This window comes from Enterobacter sp. WCHEn090032, from assembly GCF_003986875.1.
GTDB lineage: Bacteria > Pseudomonadota > Gammaproteobacteria > Enterobacterales > Enterobacteriaceae > Enterobacter > Enterobacter sichuanensis.
The window spans coordinates 73,714-91,999 of sequence record NZ_RXRN01000009.1; the positions used below are offsets into that span (position 1 = coordinate 73,714).

General features: G+C 55.5%; 20 protein-coding genes. 16 read left to right on the plus strand and 4 right to left on the minus strand.

Going from position 1 to position 18,286, the window contains the following annotated elements; all coding sequences use genetic code 11:
- Positions 1–191: 191 nt before the first annotated feature.
- Positions 192–644, plus strand: coding sequence for a hypothetical protein (locus EKN83_RS09695; RefSeq protein ID WP_126800823.1), 453 nt, complete (start codon positions 192–194; stop codon positions 642–644).
- 176 nt (positions 645–820) lie between these two features.
- Here the strand turns inward: EKN83_RS09695 and EKN83_RS09700 are convergent, their stop codons facing one another.
- Positions 821–2,338, minus strand: coding sequence for a flagellin (locus EKN83_RS09700; protein ID WP_126800824.1), 1,518 nt, complete (start codon positions 2,336–2,338; stop codon positions 821–823).
- A 304-nt stretch (positions 2,339–2,642) separates the two neighbouring features.
- Between EKN83_RS09700 and fliD the strand changes: the two genes are divergently transcribed.
- The 3 genes from fliD to EKN83_RS09715 are packed head-to-tail and all read left to right on the plus strand — an operon-like array spanning position 2,643 to position 4,907.
- A complete protein-coding gene (gene fliD / locus EKN83_RS09705; protein WP_126800825.1) occupies positions 2,643–4,127 on the plus strand; it encodes a flagellar filament capping protein FliD in 1,485 nt (494 codons plus the stop codon).
- Positions 4,128–4,186: 59 nt separating this feature from the next.
- Positions 4,187–4,594, plus strand: a complete 408-nt coding sequence (gene fliS / locus EKN83_RS09710; protein ID WP_126800826.1) for a flagellar export chaperone FliS — start codon at positions 4,187–4,189, stop codon at positions 4,592–4,594.
- A complete protein-coding gene (locus tag EKN83_RS09715; RefSeq protein WP_049022404.1) occupies positions 4,587–4,907 on the plus strand; it encodes a flagellar protein FliT in 321 nt (106 codons plus the stop codon). The genes fliS and EKN83_RS09715 overlap by 8 nt, the downstream gene beginning before the upstream one ends.
- 140 nt (positions 4,908–5,047) lie before the next feature.
- Here the strand turns inward: EKN83_RS09715 and EKN83_RS09720 are convergent, their stop codons facing one another.
- The 3 genes from EKN83_RS09720 to flgA form a co-directional block, all read right to left on the minus strand.
- A complete protein-coding gene (locus tag EKN83_RS09720) occupies positions 5,048–5,491 on the minus strand; it encodes a flagella synthesis protein FlgN (RefSeq protein WP_126800827.1) in 444 nt (147 codons plus the stop codon).
- A 17-nt stretch (positions 5,492–5,508) separates the two neighbouring features.
- On the minus strand, positions 5,509–5,799 hold the full coding sequence (flgM, locus tag EKN83_RS09725; RefSeq protein WP_126800828.1) for a flagellar biosynthesis anti-sigma factor FlgM: 291 nt from the start codon (positions 5,797–5,799) through the stop codon (positions 5,509–5,511).
- A 72-nt stretch (positions 5,800–5,871) separates the two neighbouring features.
- Positions 5,872–6,570, minus strand: coding sequence for a flagellar basal body P-ring formation chaperone FlgA (flgA, locus tag EKN83_RS09730; protein WP_126800829.1), 699 nt, complete (start codon positions 6,568–6,570; stop codon positions 5,872–5,874).
- A 237-nt stretch (positions 6,571–6,807) separates the two neighbouring features.
- Between flgA and flgB the strand changes: the two genes are divergently transcribed.
- From flgB to EKN83_RS09790, 12 genes are all read left to right on the plus strand, one after another.
- The gene (gene flgB, locus EKN83_RS09735; RefSeq protein ID WP_126800830.1) at positions 6,808–7,218 is read left to right on the plus strand and encodes a flagellar basal body rod protein FlgB; all 411 of its coding nucleotides are present in this window, start codon (positions 6,808–6,810) and stop codon (positions 7,216–7,218) included.
- 6 nt (positions 7,219–7,224) lie between these two features.
- Complete coding sequence (flgC, locus tag EKN83_RS09740) at positions 7,225–7,629, plus strand: flagellar basal body rod protein FlgC (RefSeq protein WP_049022920.1); 405 nt, start codon at positions 7,225–7,227, stop codon at positions 7,627–7,629.
- Positions 7,630–7,638: 9 nt separating this feature from the next.
- Entirely contained in the window at positions 7,639–8,337 is a 699-nt protein-coding gene (locus EKN83_RS09745; protein WP_126800831.1) for a flagellar hook assembly protein FlgD, read from the plus strand.
- A gap of 27 nt (positions 8,338–8,364) precedes the next feature.
- A complete protein-coding gene (flgE, locus tag EKN83_RS09750) occupies positions 8,365–9,588 on the plus strand; it encodes a flagellar hook protein FlgE (RefSeq protein ID WP_126800832.1) in 1,224 nt (407 codons plus the stop codon).
- A gap of 9 nt (positions 9,589–9,597) precedes the next feature.
- On the plus strand, positions 9,598–10,335 hold the full coding sequence (locus EKN83_RS09755; protein ID WP_126800833.1) for a flagellar basal body rod protein FlgF: 738 nt from the start codon (positions 9,598–9,600) through the stop codon (positions 10,333–10,335).
- A gap of 21 nt (positions 10,336–10,356) precedes the next feature.
- A complete protein-coding gene (gene flgG, locus EKN83_RS09760; RefSeq protein ID WP_126800834.1) occupies positions 10,357–11,139 on the plus strand; it encodes a flagellar basal-body rod protein FlgG in 783 nt (260 codons plus the stop codon).
- Between the two features lie 63 nt (positions 11,140–11,202).
- Positions 11,203–11,889: a flagellar basal body L-ring protein FlgH gene (locus tag EKN83_RS09765; RefSeq protein ID WP_126800875.1), complete on the plus strand. Its 687-nt coding sequence runs from the start codon at positions 11,203–11,205 to the stop codon at positions 11,887–11,889.
- 1 nt (position 11,890) lies between these two features.
- Complete coding sequence (locus tag EKN83_RS09770) at positions 11,891–13,018, plus strand: flagellar basal body P-ring protein FlgI (RefSeq protein ID WP_126800835.1); 1,128 nt, start codon at positions 11,891–11,893, stop codon at positions 13,016–13,018.
- Positions 13,018–13,938, plus strand: a complete 921-nt coding sequence (gene flgJ, locus EKN83_RS09775) for a flagellar assembly peptidoglycan hydrolase FlgJ (protein WP_126800836.1) — start codon at positions 13,018–13,020, stop codon at positions 13,936–13,938. Before EKN83_RS09770 ends, flgJ begins: the two co-directional genes overlap by 1 nt.
- A 95-nt stretch (positions 13,939–14,033) precedes the next feature.
- The gene (flgK, locus tag EKN83_RS09780; protein WP_126800837.1) at positions 14,034–15,671 is read left to right on the plus strand and encodes a flagellar hook-associated protein FlgK; all 1,638 of its coding nucleotides are present in this window, start codon (positions 14,034–14,036) and stop codon (positions 15,669–15,671) included.
- A gap of 10 nt (positions 15,672–15,681) precedes the next feature.
- Positions 15,682–16,575, plus strand: coding sequence for a flagellar hook-associated protein FlgL (gene flgL, locus EKN83_RS09785; protein WP_126800876.1), 894 nt, complete (start codon positions 15,682–15,684; stop codon positions 16,573–16,575).
- 63 nt (positions 16,576–16,638) lie between these two features.
- Complete coding sequence (locus tag EKN83_RS09790) at positions 16,639–18,264, plus strand: methyl-accepting chemotaxis protein (RefSeq protein WP_126800838.1); 1,626 nt, start codon at positions 16,639–16,641, stop codon at positions 18,262–18,264.
- Positions 18,265–18,286 lie beyond the last annotated feature (22 nt).

An 18,286-nucleotide genomic window follows, 5' to 3' on the forward strand; every position in this document is an offset into this window, starting at 1 on the left:
GAAACTCTGGATTTAGGCTGTTTTTTGCCTGCATCAGAACGTAAAGTGCCTGCGTTGCGGCAACATCCGCAACCGGGCGTGAGAACCTGAAATACAAGGCGATGCATTGTTGTGTCATACCGGGTACAGAGTAACCCTCTGTCCGGTTGTCTCCTTTATTCATTGGTTCTCATCTCAGAGGTAACTTTCGTATGACTATTCTCTCCACCCTCTCTAATTCCCCTTTCAACGCTAACTTCACTCAGCAGCTCATCGCGTTACCCCTTCCGGCAACTGCCGATCTCTTTGAGGTGGTTGACCTCTGTGCCGCCTTCGCCAGCGTCCTGGTCGAAACGGATAACGTCAGCGAGCGTCATGCCCTCTGCGGACGTTTGCTGCATGCCCTGGCGGCGCTGGAACGGCTTTGCGATGACGATTTACCGCAGCATTTGATTGAACAGCTCATTGCCGGTGACGCCGAACCGTCCTGTATGCCGGATAGCTGGCAGGACACAATCACACCTGTGAAGTACGCGCAGGCTCTGGCGCAGGCGATACAGGGGAACACCCTGCCGCAGAGCGTGAATAATGCGTTGACGGGATTGCTGCACGATATGGTGTATCTGCTGGCGGACTTCGTGAAGGAACCTTACCTGGAGCCTTAAAAAACATGCCGGGTGGCGGCTTTGCCTGACCCGGCCTACGGAACCTGTAGGCCCGTGCAAGCGCAGCGCCGCCGGGCAATGCTAAAGTTACGCTCAAGGCATAAAAAAGCCCTCCGGGGAGGAGGGCAAATCGCGCGTGAAACACGCGCGTAATAACATTGAGATGGTTACACAGATTAACGCAGCAGGGACAGGACGTTCTGCGGAACCTGGTTCGCCTGGGCCAGTACGGACACACCTGCCTGCTGCAGGATGTTGGCGCGGCTCATGGCGGACACTTCAACGGAGAAGTCAGCGTCCTGGATACGGGAGCGCGCTTCGGTGGTGTTGATGATGTTGGTGTTCAGGTTCGCAATGATGGAGCTGAAACGGTTCTGAACGGCACCCAGGTCGGCACGGAAGTCGGCAATCTGAGTGATTGCATCATCCAGTTTTTCCAGCAGGTTATCTGCTGTACCAATACCAAATTCCTTCAACACAACTTCGGAATCGGCATGACGCACATCATCAGCAGTTGGTACACCTGTAGCATTAAAGGTGACCTCTTTCAATACTTTACCACCAGCACCATCATCGCCGCCGTAAACGAAGTAACGCTCGTCTGTGCCATCATTCATCATGATCATCTTCATGCCCGAAGATTCAGCAGTCTCGCCTGCACCAAATGCGGCTGCAGCAATTTCGTCGAGTTTGGCTTCATTAAGATCAAATTCAACGCCACCAGCACCAGGCTGTTTAACCTTATCACCCTTTTTAAGCGCGGTAGACGAGCCTTCTGTGAGGTCAGACGGGCCATTCAGGAGCATATCTTTATCGGCTGCTTCGGTGATTTCAGTTGTATCAAAATTCGTTCCCAGATTTAACTTGTTATTACCACCACCAATTGCCGTCCAGTCTGGAGTGGTAATCTCAAGCATCTTATCATTCTTGTCATCATAAGCGAAAAGGCGTTTGGTACCATTATCATCGTAGCTTAATACCGTAACGTCAGCTAAAGCAGCCGCTCCCAGTTTGGTTTGCAGTTTGCCCCTTTCTGCATCATCCAATACCCAATCTTCAGCTTCCCCAACATCAATGTCACCGTTATTGATTACAGTTGCTTTGTCTGTAAACTGGCTGCTCGTAGTACCCACACCATTCATAGTGATTCCGATATCGGCGAAGTCGTCCATGAATTTGTCCAGCCCCAGGGTCTGCATATCCAGCTTATTCAGTTTGATATCAATGGTATCCCCGTCTTTGTCACCAATCTGGATGGTGATTTCAGACTTGGAACCGTCAAACACTTTCACGCCGTTGAAGTTGGTTACATCGGCCACACGCTGAATTTCTTCCAGACGGGTACCGATTTCTTTTTTGATAGAGTCCAGGTCGCTTGCGGAGTTGGTGCCGTTTTTCGCCTGTACGGTCAGCTCGCGGATACGCTGCATGTTTTCGGTCACTTCTTCCAGCGCGCCTTCGGTGGTCTGCGCCAGGGAGATACCGTCGTTGGCGTTACGCGCTGCCTGGGTCATACCGCGGATAGAGGAGGTGAAGCGGTTAGAAATTGCCAGACCTGCTGCATCGTCTTTTGCGCTGTTGATACGCATACCGGAAGAGAGACGCTGAATTGCAGTACCCAGTTGACCCTGGGATTTGTTCAGGTTGTTCTGAGCCATCAGGCTCAACGCGTTGGTATTAATGACCTGTGCCATTTTTATATCCTTTTAAGTGATAACGATAGTATGAGATATGCGTTCGTTGCTGCGCATACCTCATTCATCGGGGGAATTTAAAAAGGACTAAATTATTTTTTCGCTTTTTTTTATTAAAGATGGAAATGGCGTTAGTTTTGGCGGTAATTCATTAAATGGCCGGGTTCAATTACGCAATAAGCGTATAAGGTTGTATTTCATGTCGGTTAGTCGTGTTGTTTTTGTGCAAGAAAAATTAAACTTGCTGCTTTAATCCCCGATAGAAAGAGTGACGTATTATCTCTTTATCACAGGAACCATTATTATGGCAGCAACCAATTTTTTAGGCGTGGGCTCCGGCCTGCCATTTGACCAGTGGCTGGCGGACGAGCGTAAAGGTATTTCCCAAAAACTGAACCCGTATCTGCAAAAACAGAGTACCTATAAAGGACAGATTTCTGGTTGGGGTTCGATTTCCAGTTCATTAAGCACGCTGAAAGATAATCTCAGCAAGCTAAGTGATGAAGGGTTCAACGGCGTTAGCGTCAGTGACAACAAAACCTTTAAAGCGACGGCCGGAAGTGGGGCTATGCCTAACAGCTACTCCATTGCTGTTGAGCAGCTGGCATCGGCACACCAGATGAACTTCAAGCATACCGAACGCGATAAACCCATTTCTAACAGCAGTGCGAAAATCACCCTAACCGTAGGGGATAGCGGTAAGCCCATTGAGGTGTCACTCGAAAAAAATGAGACCTCCCTTGACCAAATGGCTAAAAAAATCAATGCGCAAAATAGTGATGTTGTCGCAGAAGTGGTAACGGTCAAAGAGGGTGAACATAAGCTGGTTCTTACGTCGAAAAAAACGGGTACGGACGGCGAGATTGAGATGACGGTGTCGGGCGACCCAGCCTTTAATAAAATAATGGAAAAACCTGACCCAGAAACCAAACCCAAAAACGCAATCATTCATCTGAATGGCGAAGAAATAGAGCGTAGCTCGAACACCATCAGCGATTTAATGACCGGCGTGACGCTGGAATTGCGTGAGGTCTCGGAGAAAAATCCTGACTATCCGAGTGATCCTGACGCAAGCGAATACAAAACCGAGTCCCTCACCATCGCCCGGGATACCTCAAAGGTCAAAACGCTGATTGAGGAGTTCGTCAAGAACTACAATAGCTACCTCAGTACCACGGCCAGCCTCACGAAATACACCGCGCCGGACCGCAACACCAATTCTGACGCTCTCCCACAGCCGGACCCGAGCAACGGCGCACTGTTCAGCGACGGCTCCCTGCGTCGTCTTACAAGCCAGCTCAAGGCCGCCGTCGGCGGTACCTATCCCGATGCGGGGGACGTTATCCAGACGCTGGGCAGTATCGGTATTACCGTGAAGTTTGACGGCAAGATCGGCGACGAACGTGGCGGGATTCTGGGTGAACTCTCCATTGATTCCAAAAAGCTGGATGCGGCCCTGAAGGATAACCCGAAAGAGGTGGAAGCCCTGTTCCTGGGGAAAGGGGGCAAAGAGGGCATCAAAGATCGTATGGAAGCCATCTTCGATACCTACCTCGGTGATAAAGACGCGATCAAAAAGGAAGACGGCGTGATTGAAACCACGCTGGAGTCACTGCGGGAGCAGGAGAAGCGTATCGGAAAACAGATCACCGCCATGGAACGCCGTATCGAAGAGACCATGCTGCGCCGGGAAAAAGAGTATCAGCGTCTCGATAAAGCCATGAGCGATATGACGAGTATCAGTAACCGGCTGCAGCAGTCGCTGCTGGAATTGTCAAAAAGCCTTTAAACGCATTATTTTTCACTTACAAATGACCGGGTGGCAACCCCGCCCGGCAGGATTTAACGATGTACACCAAAACAGGTAACAGCGCCTACTCTGATATCTCGCTGGAGAGCCAGATTACGGGTGCGACACCACACCAGCTTATCGTCCTGCTTTACGACGGGGCGATTAACGCCATGAAGCGCGCAGAAATTTACTTCCAGTCCGGCAATATCGCCCGTCGGGGCGAGATGCTCTCGCGAGCGATTAACATCATCGACAACGGCCTGCGCGCCGGGCTTAACCACGAAAAAGGCGGACAGATCGCAACCGAGCTGGAGAGCCTCTACGAATACATTTCCCGCACGCTGCTGGAGGCGAACCTGAACAAATCGGGAGAAAAGCTGCCACACCTGATCGCGCTGATGACCGAGATGTCCGAAACCTGGCAGGCCATTGCCCCACAGCAGAAGCAGGTGAAGCATGGATAACAGCATTATGGAACTCCTTGAACAGATGCTGATAAGCAACGCGACGCTGCTGCAGCAGGCCGATAACGGCGAGTGGACGGCGTTTATTGATGAATCCGAAGCGTACGCGATGGGGATGCGCACGCTGTGTGAAGTGGATTTAACCCAACTGGGACAGGAGACAAAAGCGCAGGTGAGCGCGCTGCTCGCCCAACTGCTGGATCAGGATGCGTTACTGACGCGGGCGATTCAGGCGCGGTTATCTACCATCAGCAGCGAACTCTCCACGCTGCGCAAATCTAACGCCTCCGCGAAAGCGTATACCGCTGTCTAATCTCTCTCCCACACCACTTAATGCGCGCACGGACGGCCCTCTCTCCCTTGAGGGAGAGGGCTGGGGTGAGTGGGCTCTTCCAACAGACAAAAAAAGGCCCGCCAGAGGCGGGCAAAAGAGGACAACGCAGACAGATTCGGTCAGATACTGATGTTGTATTTTCGACCAGAAGGGACGTGGCTGGATTCACCCGCCGGGCCATACAGCGAACCGGCGTGGCCCACTTCTTCGATCGCTTTCTGAATATGCTGATTTTTCTTCATATGGCTCTGCAGGAGAGATTCTACCTGCTGATTCAGCGCTTTAGAGTGACGCACTTTTTCCGTCACCTGCTGCCAGCTGGCGAACAGCTTACCCTGGCCCGGGTAGGGGGCTTCCGCCCGGCACTGCTGCTCCTGCTGGCGACGCATATCGTCGTAATACTGAATGGTTGAGAGGAGCTGGCTCTTATTATCGGCCAGCACCTGCAGCGAAACCGGGTTGATCTGCGCGCGGTTGAGCTGATTAACCTCTTCAATCATGATCGCCTCCAGTTCATCCAGAGACGTTTTCATCTGCGTGAGAATAGGGTAGAGCTTGTCCATAACGGTCCTGCTAACGGTTAAAACGGAAACATTTCCTGCACCAGAGCCTGAGCAATTTTCTCAGGGTCAATGCGCAGCGTACCTGCCGCCAGTTCAGCGCGGATCGCCTCTACGCGTGCGTAGTCAATGTCGCGGCTGTCGTCGGTTTGAATTGTATGCGTCAGTGAGCTGAGCGTGACGTCGGTTTTGTCGCTTTTCACCACCTGGGTGGAAGCCTCCTGCTCCTGGGCCTGCGTGCGGTGACGCAGTTCCTGAGTCGGCGCGATTTTCGCAATCGGGGCGGCGTGCTGGCTGCTGGTGATACTCATAAGTTGTCCTCGCAGAGAAAAATGTGTGTGACCTATACCCCTTTCATCGGAGGTTCACAAAAAAGCTAAAATTTATTGTTGTGAAAAAATCATTACCTGGCCGTCCTGGCCAACTTTTCCGCTGACGGTGCGCCCGCCAGAGGTTTTGACGTTGAGCGTGTCATTCACGGCGGCGTTGTTCAGCGCCTTGCCCTGGCTGCGAATACGAAAGCCGTCTCCGGTGGTGACCAGGTCTACCGTCTGCCCGGTGCGCAGCCGCCACTGCTGTCGCAGCTGATTTTCCAGCAGCGGTTTACCGGCGTTGATCGCACGGGTCAGGCGCTGGCCGATAATCGCGTCGGCGTTAAAGATCAGGCCGCCGGGCTGGCCGTCGAGGCTGCCGGTGACCGGTTCGATGTCGCTACGCTGGACGATAGCGCCGCCCGGCAGACTCTGGCTGGCCACCCACCAGGTACCCTGGGCGCTGATGCGTATCGGTAGAAAATGCCGCCGGGCACCGCATTGGGCAAGCACCGTGCGCTTGCCCGTCAGACGGCTGTCGCGGCCCACCAGGCTCAGTTCCGGGTTATCGCAGACAGCGGACAGTTGCGCAGGCGTGGCGAGCAACGTTGCCGTACGCACGATATCCTGGCCGTTCTCGGGCTGTTTGATTAGCGCATCCAGCTTCAGCAGCAGGCGCTGCTTTGCCGTTTGCTCAGACGGAACGCTGGCTGCGGCGCTCGCGGCGCAGAACAGTGCGGCGAGCGCCGCACCGGCGAGTCGGGAGGTCATCTTAGGGCCTTAATATGAATGAATGTGGCTAAATTATATACGTGAGGACGATGCTTTTATTGTTTTAAATAGTGACACTTTTGTTGGCTTTTAAATTCATCGACGTTTTAATTTTTTCCGGTTTATTTTTATTCCCCTAAATAGGCTTATTTGTGTCGGGTCTTCACGGTGTGATATTTCACCCGCGCTGACTACACTATCGCAGTTTTCATTTTGCGAGGCCGGAGCCTTATTGTCATGAATAAACTCGATGATGCCTTTCGCTTTCAGCAACAGGCGTTAGGTTTGCTTTCACGCCGTCAGGACATACTGGCTTCGAATATAGCGAATGCCGATACGCCAGGCTACAAGGCGCGAGATATAGATTTTACGCAACAGTTAAAAAGCGCCATGGAAAATAACACCATGGCCAAATCTCCCGTATCACTGTCATTAACGTCAAACCGGCATATTGAAGGTAAAGCGAAGCCATTTGACGACAGTCAGTTGCTCTATCGCATTCCGGATCAACCGAGTGCTGATGGAAATACCGTGGATATGGATCGTGAGCGCGTCAATTTTGCGGATAACGCCGTGAAATACCAGTCAGGACTGACTTTCCTGGGCGCGGATATTAAGAAAATGATGACAGTGTTAAGCCAGGGGTAATAAACCATGTCGCTTTTCAGCGTATTTGATATTTCGGGGTCGGCGATGGCGGCCCAGTCCCAGCGCCTGAACGTCAGCGCCAGCAATATGGCCAACGCCGACAGCGTGGCGGGGCCGGACGGTCAGCCCTATCGCGCCCGTCAGGTGGTGTTTAGCGTCGATAACGCCGTGGGTCAGGACATTGGCGGCGTGCAGGTCAGCGAGGTGGTGGAGAGCAGCGCTCCGGACCGTCTGGTCTATGAGCCGGGCAATCCGCTCGCCGACGAGCAGGGCTACGTGCGCATGCCCAACGTTAACGTCATGAACGAGATGGTCAACACCATCTCTGCCTCTCGCAGCTATCAGGCCAACGTGGAAGTGATGAACTCCGCTAAAAGCCTGATGCTGAAAACTTTAACCCTTGGCCAGTAAGGAGGCGATATGGCGGTTTCTTCAGTCAATAACAACAGCGGCAACGGCGGCACTGGAACGGGCAACAGCGCGGCCGATCTGTCGGACCAGTTTATGAAACTGCTGGTGGCGCAGATGCAAAATCAGGACCCCACCAACCCGATGGATAACAACCAGCTCACCTCACAGCTGGCGCAATTCAATATGGCGGCGGGTGTAGAGAAGCTCAACACCTCAGTGACAGGGGTGCAGGCGCTGATGGTTCAGCTTGGCAGTATGAGCGCCTCCGCCTGGGTGGGGCGCAGCGTGCTGATTGAGGGAGATCCAAAAGCCTCCTTCGGCGGTATCGGTATCGATCAGGAAGGGGTAGAGCGACCTGCCGCGGATGAATTTAGCTTTGTCCTCGGCGGCGACGCGGAGACGGTCACCGTCACCCTGACGGACGATCAAGGCAACGGCTATACCGCAGAGCTGAAAAATGTGAAGGCGGGCGTCAAGACTTACAGCCTTGACGATCTCGAAAACTTCAAGCCAGAGCCTGGTCCACCGCAGGATCGCGAATACACCCTGAGTTTTGAGGCCAGCAATCCTGAAGGGGAGAAGCCGGTCATTGTTGGCTTGATACAGGAGCAGGTAGAAGGCGTCACCATCGAAGCGAACGGGCCAATTCTGCATCTGCGTAACCACGATCCAATTGGCATGGGTGATGTGGTTGTCATCCAAAAATAAACATTACTTACTTTCTGGAATGTAATTATGGGTTTTTCACAAGGTCTTAGCGGCCTCAAAGCCGCCTCTAAAGCGCTCGATGTTGTCGGTAACAATATCGCCAACTCACAGACGATCGGTTTTAAAGCGGGTACTGCCGCTTTCGCCGATATTTTCGCCGGTGCCGTCGGCCTGGGGGTGCAGCTTGCTGGCGTTACCCAGGATTTTGGTCAGGGTAACCTTAACTATACCGGCCGTAATATGGATATCGGCATCAACGGCCGCGGGTTCTTCCGTATGGCAAGTGAAGATGGCAGCATTTTTTACGGGCGAAACGGCCAGTTCGAGCAAGATAAAAACGGCAATATTTACAATAAAGTCAATAACCTGTTTTTGACGGGCTATCAGGCGGTGAACGGGCAGATTGTCCCCGGCTCACCGATTGGACCCATCACTATCCCTACCGGGAACATGGCGCCTGAAGCCTCCACCACGGGTTCCCTGACCGGTAACCTGGATGCCGGGGATAAGAAAGTCATTACGGCGACTTTTGACCACACCGATCCTGAAACTTATAACTACGTCAGCCATATCGAAGCAACAGACAGCCTCGGCAACAAACACGCTATGAAGGTGTACTTTGTTCAGACTGCTCCAGGTCGCTGGAGTGCGTATAGCTATGATGAAACAGCGCCAAAACCACCTCCTGCTGGTGAACCTGGAGATGGTACTAATTACAGCGTAGTGGATTTAATGTTTAACCCGGACGGTACAATTCAGGGTAACCCGAAGCTGAAAGTATTTGGCGCTGCGGTGAATGGCTCCTCTGACATAACCGTAGAACTGGATCTCGCCGGCATGACCAAACAGGCGGGTGAAAGTCTGGTAAAAGGAGAGAATATTAACGGCCACCCACCGGGCCAGTACCAGAACTTTACCATTGGCGATAATGGCGAAGTGGTGGCGACGTACAGCAATGGTAAGAAGCTGGTCGTGGCGCAAATCATCCTCGCCGATTTCGCGAACAGCGGCGGTCTGGAAGCGAAGGGGAACAATGTCTGGGCAGAGACGCCGCAGTCGGGTCAGGCTTTCCTGGGTACCTCCGGTGTGGGCAGCTTTGGCAGCATTAACGGGCAGAGTCTTGAAGCTTCGAACGTCGAGCTGGGCGATGAGATGGTCAACATGATTGTCTACCAGCGCAACTACCAGTCCAACTCGCAAACCATTAAAACCCAGTCTGAGCTGCTGCAGACCCTGGTTAATATGCGTTAAGGCTGAGTGATGGATCGCGCTATCTATACCGCCATGAGTGCCGCGAATGCGGCGCTCAACCGCCAGGCGGTTACCTCCAATAATCTGGCGAACAGCTCCACGGCAGGCTTTCGCGCCCAGCTGGCGGCCTTCCGTTCGGTACCCATCGAAGGGGACAGTCTGCGCACCCGTGCGCTGGTGGCGGAGTCTACCCCGTTTCATGACACTACCATGGGGCCGATCACCCATACCGGGCGCAGCCTGGACGTGGCGCTGCCGCAGAACGGCTGGCTGGCTGTTGCCACCGAGGATGGCGGCGAAGGGTATACCCGTAACGGCGCCATTGAAGTCGATCAGGACGGGGCGCTGAGCGTCAACGGCCGTCCGCTGATGGGCGACGGCGGGCCGCTGGAAGTGCCACCGCAATCTCATATCACCATTGGCAGCGACGGTACCGTCTCGGCGCTGGGCATGGGCGATGACCCCACCGCGCTGGTGCCGGTCGGCCGTATCAGGCTGGTTAACGCAGAGATGAATACCCTGGTGCACGGCGACGACGGGCTGTTCCGCACTGCGGGCGGTCAGCCGCTGGCGCAGGACGAAACCCTGCGCCTGACGCCGGAGGCCATCGAGGGCAGCAACGTTAGCCCGGTGCAGATGATGACCCAGATGATCGCCAACTCCCGCGGCTTCGACATGAACATGAAGGTGATCCGCACCGCCGACGAAAACGCCCAGAAGGCCAACCAGCTACTCAGCGTGAGCTAATCGCGCGCAAGGAGTTACAACATGATTCGTTCTTTATGGATCGCAAAAACCGGGCTGGAAGCACAGCAGCTCAATATGGACGTCATCTCCAACAACCTGGCGAACGTCAATACCAACGGCTTTAAGCGTCAGCGCGCCGTTTTTCAGGATCTGCTGTACCAGAACATGCGCCAGCCTGGCGCGCAGGCCACGGAGCAGAATAACCTGCCGTCGGGTCTGCAGCTCGGCACCGGCGTACGTCCTGTCTCCACTCAGCGCATCCACACTCAGGGGGGGATGAACTCCAGTGGTGATGAGTATGACGTTGCCATTGAAGGCGAGGGCTTTTTCCAGGTGCAGATGCCGGATGGCAGCACCGCCTACACCCGGGACGGCCATTTCGGAAAAACCCAGGATGGTCAGTTGACCAATGCCGACGGCTATCCGATCCAGCCGGGCATCGTTATCCCGCAGGACGCTACCAAAGTGAATATCGGCAGCGACGGCATTGTCAGCGTGAAGGTGCCGGGCCAGGCGGAAGAGCAGCAGATTGGCCAGTTGACGCTGACGACCTTCGTTAACAACGCGGGGCTGGAAAGCATCGGCGGCAATCTCTACCGGGAGACGCAGTCTTCCGGCGCGCCCAACGAGCTGAACCCCGGCATGGAGAGCGCGGGCACGCTGAAGCAGGGCTACGTGGAGATCTCCAACGTTAACGTGGCGGAAGAGCTGGTGACCATGATTCAGGTGCAGCGCGCCTACGAAATCAACAGTAAGGCGGTCTCGGCATCCGATCAGATGCTGCAGCGCCTCTCCCAGCTGTAATGTCCTTCTCTGGCCGCTCGCGCGGCCAGACATTTTATCGACACTGAAATGAATAAACTCTCAATGCACATCCCGGCAGCGGCGCTGCTGGCAGGCACGCTGCTGCTGAGCGGCTGCGCGCACATTCTGCAAAAACCTCTCGTCGAGGGGCCTACGACGGCAACACCATTACCGATGGCACCGGCAGCGACCGGCGGCTCACTGTTTCAGGCAGGGCAGGGAATGAACTACGGCTATCAGCCGATGTTCGAAGATCGCCGCCCGCGTAACGTGGGCGATACGCTGACGATCCTGCTGCAGGAGAACGTGAGCGCCAGTAAAAGTTCCTCCGCCAGTGCCAACCGTAATGGATCGGCCGGAATGGAGTTGCTGGCCGTCCCGACGGCAGCCGGGAGCTGGCTCGGCGACGGAAAAGCGGATTTTAAAGCCGAAGGCAAAAATGATTTTTCCGGCAAGGGCGGCGCGGCGGCGCGCAATACCTTTACCGGAACGATCACCGTGACCGTCAATGAGCTTTTACCAAATGGCAACCTGCGTGTGGTGGGGGAAAAGCAGATCGCCATCAACCAGGGGACGGAGTTCATCCGCTTTTCTGGTGTGGTGAATCCACGCTTTATCAGCGGTAGCAACACCGTGCCGTCCACCCAGGTGGCCGATGCCCGCATCGAATACGTCGGCAACGGCTACATCAACGAAGCGCAGAACATGGGCTGGCTGCAGCGTCTGTTCCTGAATCTTTCTCCTTTCTGATATGACCATGAAAAAAGAATCTATCCTGTTGTTTCTCAGCCTTGTGCTCTATGGCATGACGCTGGCGGTACCCAAAGTGGTACACGCGGAACGTATCCGCGATCTGGCGACAGTGCAGGGCGTGCGTTCCAACTCCCTGATGGGCTACGGCCTGATTGTCGGCCTTGACGGTACCGGCGACCAGACCATGCAGGCGCCGTTCACCGGCCAGAGCCTGAATAACATGCTCTCGCAGCTGGGGATCACCGTTCCGGCGGGCACCAATATGCAGCTGAAAAATATCGCGGCGGTGATGGTCACCGCCGAGTTGCCGCCGTTTGCCCGTCCCGGCGACAAGCTGGACATTGTGGTCTCCTCTGTGGGGAACGCCAAAAGCCTGCGCGGCGGTACGCTGCTGATGACCCCGCTGAAAGGAGCGGATAATCAGATCTACGCCATCGCCCAGGGCAACATCCTGATTTCCGGCGCAGGCGCGCAGGCGGGCGGCAGCCGCGTGCAGGTCAACCAGCTGAACGGGGGACGCATCAGCGGCGGGGCCACCGTCGAGCGCGAAGTGCCGAACGATTTCGCTACCCAGAACATTGTGCGCCTGCAGCTCAACGAGAGTGATTTCTCCCTGGCGCAGCAGATCAGCGATGCCATTAACCAGCGCTACAGCGGCGGGGCGGCCATTCCGGAAGATGCCCGTACCGTGCGCCTCTTTGCGCCGCCGGACGGCCCGTCCCGCGTCCGCTTCCTCGCGAATATCCAGGACATTCCTCTGCGGGTGAACGTCCAGGACGCGAAGGTGATTGTCAACTCCCGCACCGGCTCGGTGGTGATGAACCGCCACGTGTCGCTGGATTCCTGCGCGGTGGCGCACGGTTCACTGACCGTGGAGGTGATGCAGAACAACGTCATCAGCCAGCCCGATACGCCATTTGCCGGCGGGGAGACGGTGGTGGTGCCGCAGACCGATATTTCCGTGCGCGACAGCGGCGGTTCGCTGCAGCACGTGCGCAGCAGCACCGACCTGAACGCCGTCATCCGGGCGCTGAACAGCCTGGGCGCGACGCCGAACGAGCTGATGTCCGTCCTGCAGGCGATGAAAAACGCCGGCTGTCTGCGAGCGAAGCTGGAGGTGAACTGATGAACGCCTTCGACAAGCTCGATCAACCCGCCTTTGATGTCCGATCGCTGGATACGTTAAAACGGGAGGCCGGGCGGCAATCGCCCGGCGCGCTGAAGGCGGCGGCGAAGCAGCTGGAGGGGGTATTCGTGCAGATGATGATGAAAAGCATGCGCGATGCCACCTTCAAGGACGATCTGCTCCACAGCCAGTCGGCCGAGATGTACACCGCCATGCACGATCAGCAGGTCGCGCAGGAAATTGCCGGGAGTGGTCAGCTCGGCTTTGCCGATCTTATCGTCCGCCAGCTCGGTGGCGAGAGCGATGCGCCAGTAGTATCGACGCCGGGGCGCGATCTGCTACGTCCGGGGCTCGCTTCTGCCCCGGCAACCGGGCCGCTGCGCCTGCCCGCGCCGGTGTCGTTTGCCAGAGCGGCGGAAGGGGCGCATCCGTTTATTTCGCGCCTGCTGCGTCCGGCGCAGGAGGCCGCACAGCAGAGCGGGCTGCATCCGCACCTGATTCTGGCTCAGGCGGCGCTGGAATCCGGCTGGGGTAAACGTGAAATTCCTGCGGCCGACGGCAGCCCGAGCCACAACCTGTTCGGCATTAAAGCGACCGGCGACTGGCGCGGAAAAACCACCGAAATCACCACCACCGAATACATCAACGGCGTGAAGCAGAAGGTGAAAGCCGCGTTCCGCGTCTATGACTCCTACGAACATGCCCTTTCAGACTACGCGAAATTACTAACCAAAAACCCGCGCTACCGCGGGGTGGTGCACTCCGACTCGCCAGAGCAGGGCGCAAAAGCGTTGCAGGCGGGCGGCTACGCGACCGACCCGGCCTACGCCAAAAAACTGATCGCCATTATTCAGAAGGTAAAAGGCGACATTCATCAGGGTGTTAATGCTTACCGAAACGATCTCGACAAAATTTTTTAGAGAATTCTGTAATCACCGATGAATAAAGCAGAACCATGAACTTTCTGCCCCGAACATCACGTCCGGGGCAGCAAAAAAAGGGATATCCAGAGACAATGAATAATCTTTTTAACCTCGCAAGAGGCGGCCTTAGCGTGGCGCAGTCGGCGCTTCGGGTGACAGGGGATAACCTGACCAACGGGATGTCCCAGACGTACAGCCGCCGCAATATTATTATTGGCGAGCTCGGTGGAAGATCGACCACGCAGGGCTTTTACGGTTTCGGTGCCCAGGTTAGCGGCATCGAACGCGCCTATGACGCCTTCGCCAATAACCAGCTGCGCGGATCGCTCTCCCATTACGCCTCCCTGAGCGGGCGTATGGAGCAGCTGAGCGATATCGACAACATGCTGGCCGACGAGTCCGATAACGTCTCCGTTGCGCTGAACGACATGTTTAAGGCCATGGCAACGCTGAGCGGCGATGCGGCGGACGGCCCGGCACGCGCGGCGGTGTTTAACTCCCTTGGCACGCTCAGCAACCGTTATAACGCCAGCGCTAAGCGCCTCACCGCACTGGAAAAAAGCACCAATACGCAGATCGAACAAAGCGCTAAAGACATCAACAGCTATACCGAGCAGCTGGCCGAACTGAACAAACAGCTCGAGCGCGCGCAGGGGAGCGGTACGCCACCTGCCGATCTGCTCGACCAGCGCGACGCTCTGCTGGAGAAGATGAGTGAGCATATTGGCATCACCGTAACTGAGAACCAGACTACCGGACGGGTTGACGTGACGCTCTCCGACGGACGTCCACTGGTTTCCGGCGACACGGCCTACAAGCTGCAAACGTCACCGTCGGACAGCGACCCGAATAAAACCATCGTCTCGTATGTGGACGCGAGCGGCAAAGCCACGCCGCTGGATGAGGACAGCATTACCAAAGGGCGTCTCGGCGGGCTGTTTAAATTCCGCAATGAAGATCTGACGATTGCTCGCCAGGAGTTGGATCAGATGGCCTTTACGATGGCGCATCGCATGAATGAGCAGAATGCGGCGGGGTATGATGCGAATGGCAAGCCGGGGGAAGCTCTTTTCTCGCTACCTGATATTAAAGCGATTGCTAACGCGAAGAATACCGGTACAGGCAAACTGGGATCTATCGTTGCCGCTGACCCTAAAGCTGTTAAATCGGAAAATTATACTATCACGTTTAGCGGCGGTAACTGGGTTGTCACTGGGGCCGATGGGCGCAATGTTCCGTTGGAAACTGCCGGTCCAGGAGAAATAAGGTTTGAAGGTGTTGTTATCGATGTACTGGGGGGGGGCATCAACGACGGAGACAGCTTCACCCTAAACCCAATGGCGGGAGCCGCAGAAGGGATCAGCCGCAAGATCACGAGCGGGCAAGATTTCGCCGCTGCAGGCTCAGCAACTGGAGGTCCCGGGGATAACACCAACCTGGAAGCGATGCTGAAAATCCAGGATGAAAAACTGATTGGCAAAAACACCCTGAGCGAAGCGTATGCCAGCCTGGTGGGAACCATCGGTGACCGGGCGCGCAGCGTCAGATCCGAAGCCACCAGTGCGGAAATCGACTTCACCACCAAATACGAAACGAAACAGAGCATTTCGGGCGTGAACATGGATAACGAGCGTATCAACATCGACATGTTTTTGGGCTATTACCAGGCTAACGCACAATTGCTGAAAACCGCGACCGATATGTTCGACGCGCTTCTCTCTATCAGATAAGGAACCGATGATGCGAATAAGTACGCTTTATATGTATCAGAAAAGCGCTGAGAGCATGACGAAACGCATGGCGCAAAGTAACGACGTCTATTTACGCATGTCGGCAGGCAAAACGCTGTTAAAGGCCTCGGACGACCCGGCTGCTGCGACGGACGCGGTGAAACATCAGGATGCGCTGGCGAAGCTCGAGCTTTACAGCAACGTCCGTTCACGCGTGCGCGGGGGACTGGAGTTTCAGGACAATATTCTCAACGGCGTGGGCAATCTGCTGACCACCTCGCTGAAAGAGAAAATTATTGCGGCGAAAAGCGACACCTATTCTCCTGAAGACCGCCGCGCGCTGGGGGAAGAGATCAGAGGCATTACCGCCAACCTGCTGGATATTGGCAATACGCGAGACAGCAACGGGCGTTATATTTTCGCCGGCTTTAATACGGATACCCCGGCGTTTGATGCTAATGGCAATTATCAGGGGGGAAATGAAGCACGCAGACAGACCGTGGCAGATGGGACTGAAATGCAGGTCAGTCATCTGGGGGATGAAATCTTTGGCGCTATCGTCCCCGTATTGAACGCTGCGGTTAACGAACTGACGCGAGATCCCATCAATGAAACGACACTCAAACTCGCGCTCAGCTTTGCCAGTATCGAGATCGATGCGGGGATCGACCGCCTGGGTAAGGCACAGGCTGAACTGGGCACCAATATGCAGCAGCTTGACGCGCTGGATCTCTCCGGGGATGTGCTGATCAACGACACCATTGTTAAAGTGCAGAACGCCATTGGGGCCGACACCAGCATGCTGATCACCCTCGCTTCGGAGTCGCAAATGTCCGAGCTGGCGTTTAACGCCTCCATGTATGTCTACCAAAGAATGCAGGCGATGAGTCTGTTTAATCGATAAACCTCTCTCACTTAACAGGCACCTGCTGCGTATGGCGTATACCGTGCGGGCAGGTGAAAAACGATGCTCACAAAACTGAAAATTTATACCGCCATCAGCCTGCTTATTGGCCTGATGGCCGTCATGCTGCTCGGCGTAACCGCCTGGTCGGTATACAACGCGGTGTCCAACAACAGCAATTTTAAACGTGTTGTGGTGGCTTCTGAAAATAACGATCAGATGCGCGACGCGGCCTATAACATCAGCGCGGTGATGGCGAACACCAACGGCCTGATGCTGCAGGCGGCACTCGGCAACCCGATATCGGCAAACGTGGCAACACATACGCAAAACGTGCTGAAGACGGCGCGCCGCAACATGGACGACTTTATGGCCTCTCCCTTCAATACGCAGGAAGAGAGCCGTTTCGCTGCCGAAGTGAATGCCGCCTTCAATGACGTCTATAAAGTCGCTGAAGCCAAGTTCGGCTACCTGCAAAACCCGGCGGGGTATACCGGTTCACTTGAGCATGATATGGAACTGCGCACTCAGCTGAGGAATAAAGTTGAGCAGTACACGGACGCCAGCGCCCGCCTGAATGAAACCTATATCTATGAAGCCGAACGCGGCTATCAGATCATGATGGGCGTAGGGCTTGTTGTGGTGCTGATGTCGATTGCGCTGCTGTTTGCCATTCGCTACTGGCTGCGTCATACCCTCGTTCGCCGAATGGAGACCACTGTTGAGACGCTGCGCCGCGTGGCGGCTGGCGACCTGAGCCAGGCCATTGACAGCGGCAGCCAGAACGAAATCGGCCATATGCTCGCCGAACTGGAAACCATGCGTACCTCCCTGACCAGCACTATTCTGGGGATCCGCGACAGCGTTCAGCGCATTCACACCAATGCGCAGGAAATTGCCCACGGCAATAACGATCTCTCTTCCCGTACCGAAGAGCAGGCGGCAGCGCTGCAGGAGACGGCGGCCAGCATGGAGCAGATCAAAACCACCGTGCGTCAGAATGCGGATAACGCCCATGCGGCGCGCGAACTGGCCGAGAGCGCAAGCAGCAATGCGCATAACGGCGGCGAGGTGATGCAGAGCCTGGAGCAGATCATGGCGGAAATCACCACCAGCTCGCGCCAGATTGCAGATATTAACGGCGTGATCGACAGCATTGCCAACCAGACCAACATCCTGGCGCTGAATGCCGCGGTGGAAGCCGCGCGTGCAGGTGAGCAGGGACGCGGCTTCGCCGTGGTCGCCGAAGAGGTGCGTAACCTGGCGAAGCGCAGCGCGGATGCGGCGAAAGAGATTAATCAGCTCATTAACACCAGCGTTAACAATATTGATATTGGTTCACGCCAGGTCGGGCAGGCCAGCACCGTGATGCAGGACATTGTCACCTCTGTGGCACAGGTCACGCAGATTATGGGCGAGATCACCTCGGCGTCTGATGAGCAGAGCGCGGGCATTAACCAGATTTCACTGGCGGTTAATGAGATGGATCTGGTGACCCAGCAGAATGCGGCCATGGTCGAAGAGGCGGCAATGGCTGCCGGGGAGCTGGAAGCGCAGTCCGACGCGCTGGAGAAATTGGTGGCGCAGTTCAGGCTGAATCAGGAGAGCAGCGTGGAAAGGGCGGCGGTCGAGCCTGTTAAGCCCCAGCGCCAGCAGGAGAATACGCTCGCTCAGTGGGAAACTTTTTAATTCCGATAAATGCCGACATTGA

Excerpts from the sequence above, each read along its gene's own strand:
- EKN83_RS09695 (WP_126800823.1), top strand. The coding sequence starts at position 192 with ATGACTATTCTCTCCACCCTCTCTAATTCCCCTTTCAACGCTAACTTC.
- EKN83_RS09700 (WP_126800824.1), bottom strand. The coding sequence starts at position 2,338 with ATGGCACAGGTCATTAATACCAACGCGTTGAGCCTGATGGCTCAGAAC.
- fliD (WP_126800825.1), top strand. The coding sequence starts at position 2,643 with ATGGCAGCAACCAATTTTTTAGGCGTGGGCTCCGGCCTGCCATTTGAC.
- fliS (WP_126800826.1), top strand. The coding sequence starts at position 4,187 with ATGTACACCAAAACAGGTAACAGCGCCTACTCTGATATCTCGCTGGAG.
- EKN83_RS09715 (WP_049022404.1), top strand. The coding sequence starts at position 4,587 with ATGGATAACAGCATTATGGAACTCCTTGAACAGATGCTGATAAGCAAC.
- EKN83_RS09720 (WP_126800827.1), bottom strand. The coding sequence starts at position 5,491 with ATGGACAAGCTCTACCCTATTCTCACGCAGATGAAAACGTCTCTGGAT.
- flgM (WP_126800828.1), bottom strand. The coding sequence starts at position 5,799 with ATGAGTATCACCAGCAGCCAGCACGCCGCCCCGATTGCGAAAATCGCG.
- flgA (WP_126800829.1), bottom strand. The coding sequence starts at position 6,570 with ATGACCTCCCGACTCGCCGGTGCGGCGCTCGCCGCACTGTTCTGCGCC.
- flgB (WP_126800830.1), top strand. The coding sequence starts at position 6,808 with ATGAATAAACTCGATGATGCCTTTCGCTTTCAGCAACAGGCGTTAGGT.
- flgC (WP_049022920.1), top strand. The coding sequence starts at position 7,225 with ATGTCGCTTTTCAGCGTATTTGATATTTCGGGGTCGGCGATGGCGGCC.
- EKN83_RS09745 (WP_126800831.1), top strand. The coding sequence starts at position 7,639 with ATGGCGGTTTCTTCAGTCAATAACAACAGCGGCAACGGCGGCACTGGA.
- flgE (WP_126800832.1), top strand. The coding sequence starts at position 8,365 with ATGGGTTTTTCACAAGGTCTTAGCGGCCTCAAAGCCGCCTCTAAAGCG.
- EKN83_RS09755 (WP_126800833.1), top strand. The coding sequence starts at position 9,598 with ATGGATCGCGCTATCTATACCGCCATGAGTGCCGCGAATGCGGCGCTC.
- flgG (WP_126800834.1), top strand. The coding sequence starts at position 10,357 with ATGATTCGTTCTTTATGGATCGCAAAAACCGGGCTGGAAGCACAGCAG.
- EKN83_RS09765 (WP_126800875.1), top strand. The coding sequence starts at position 11,203 with ATGCACATCCCGGCAGCGGCGCTGCTGGCAGGCACGCTGCTGCTGAGC.
- EKN83_RS09770 (WP_126800835.1), top strand. The coding sequence starts at position 11,891 with ATGACCATGAAAAAAGAATCTATCCTGTTGTTTCTCAGCCTTGTGCTC.
- flgJ (WP_126800836.1), top strand. The coding sequence starts at position 13,018 with ATGAACGCCTTCGACAAGCTCGATCAACCCGCCTTTGATGTCCGATCG.
- flgK (WP_126800837.1), top strand. The coding sequence starts at position 14,034 with ATGAATAATCTTTTTAACCTCGCAAGAGGCGGCCTTAGCGTGGCGCAG.
- flgL (WP_126800876.1), top strand. The coding sequence starts at position 15,682 with ATGCGAATAAGTACGCTTTATATGTATCAGAAAAGCGCTGAGAGCATG.
- EKN83_RS09790 (WP_126800838.1), top strand. The coding sequence starts at position 16,639 with ATGCTCACAAAACTGAAAATTTATACCGCCATCAGCCTGCTTATTGGC.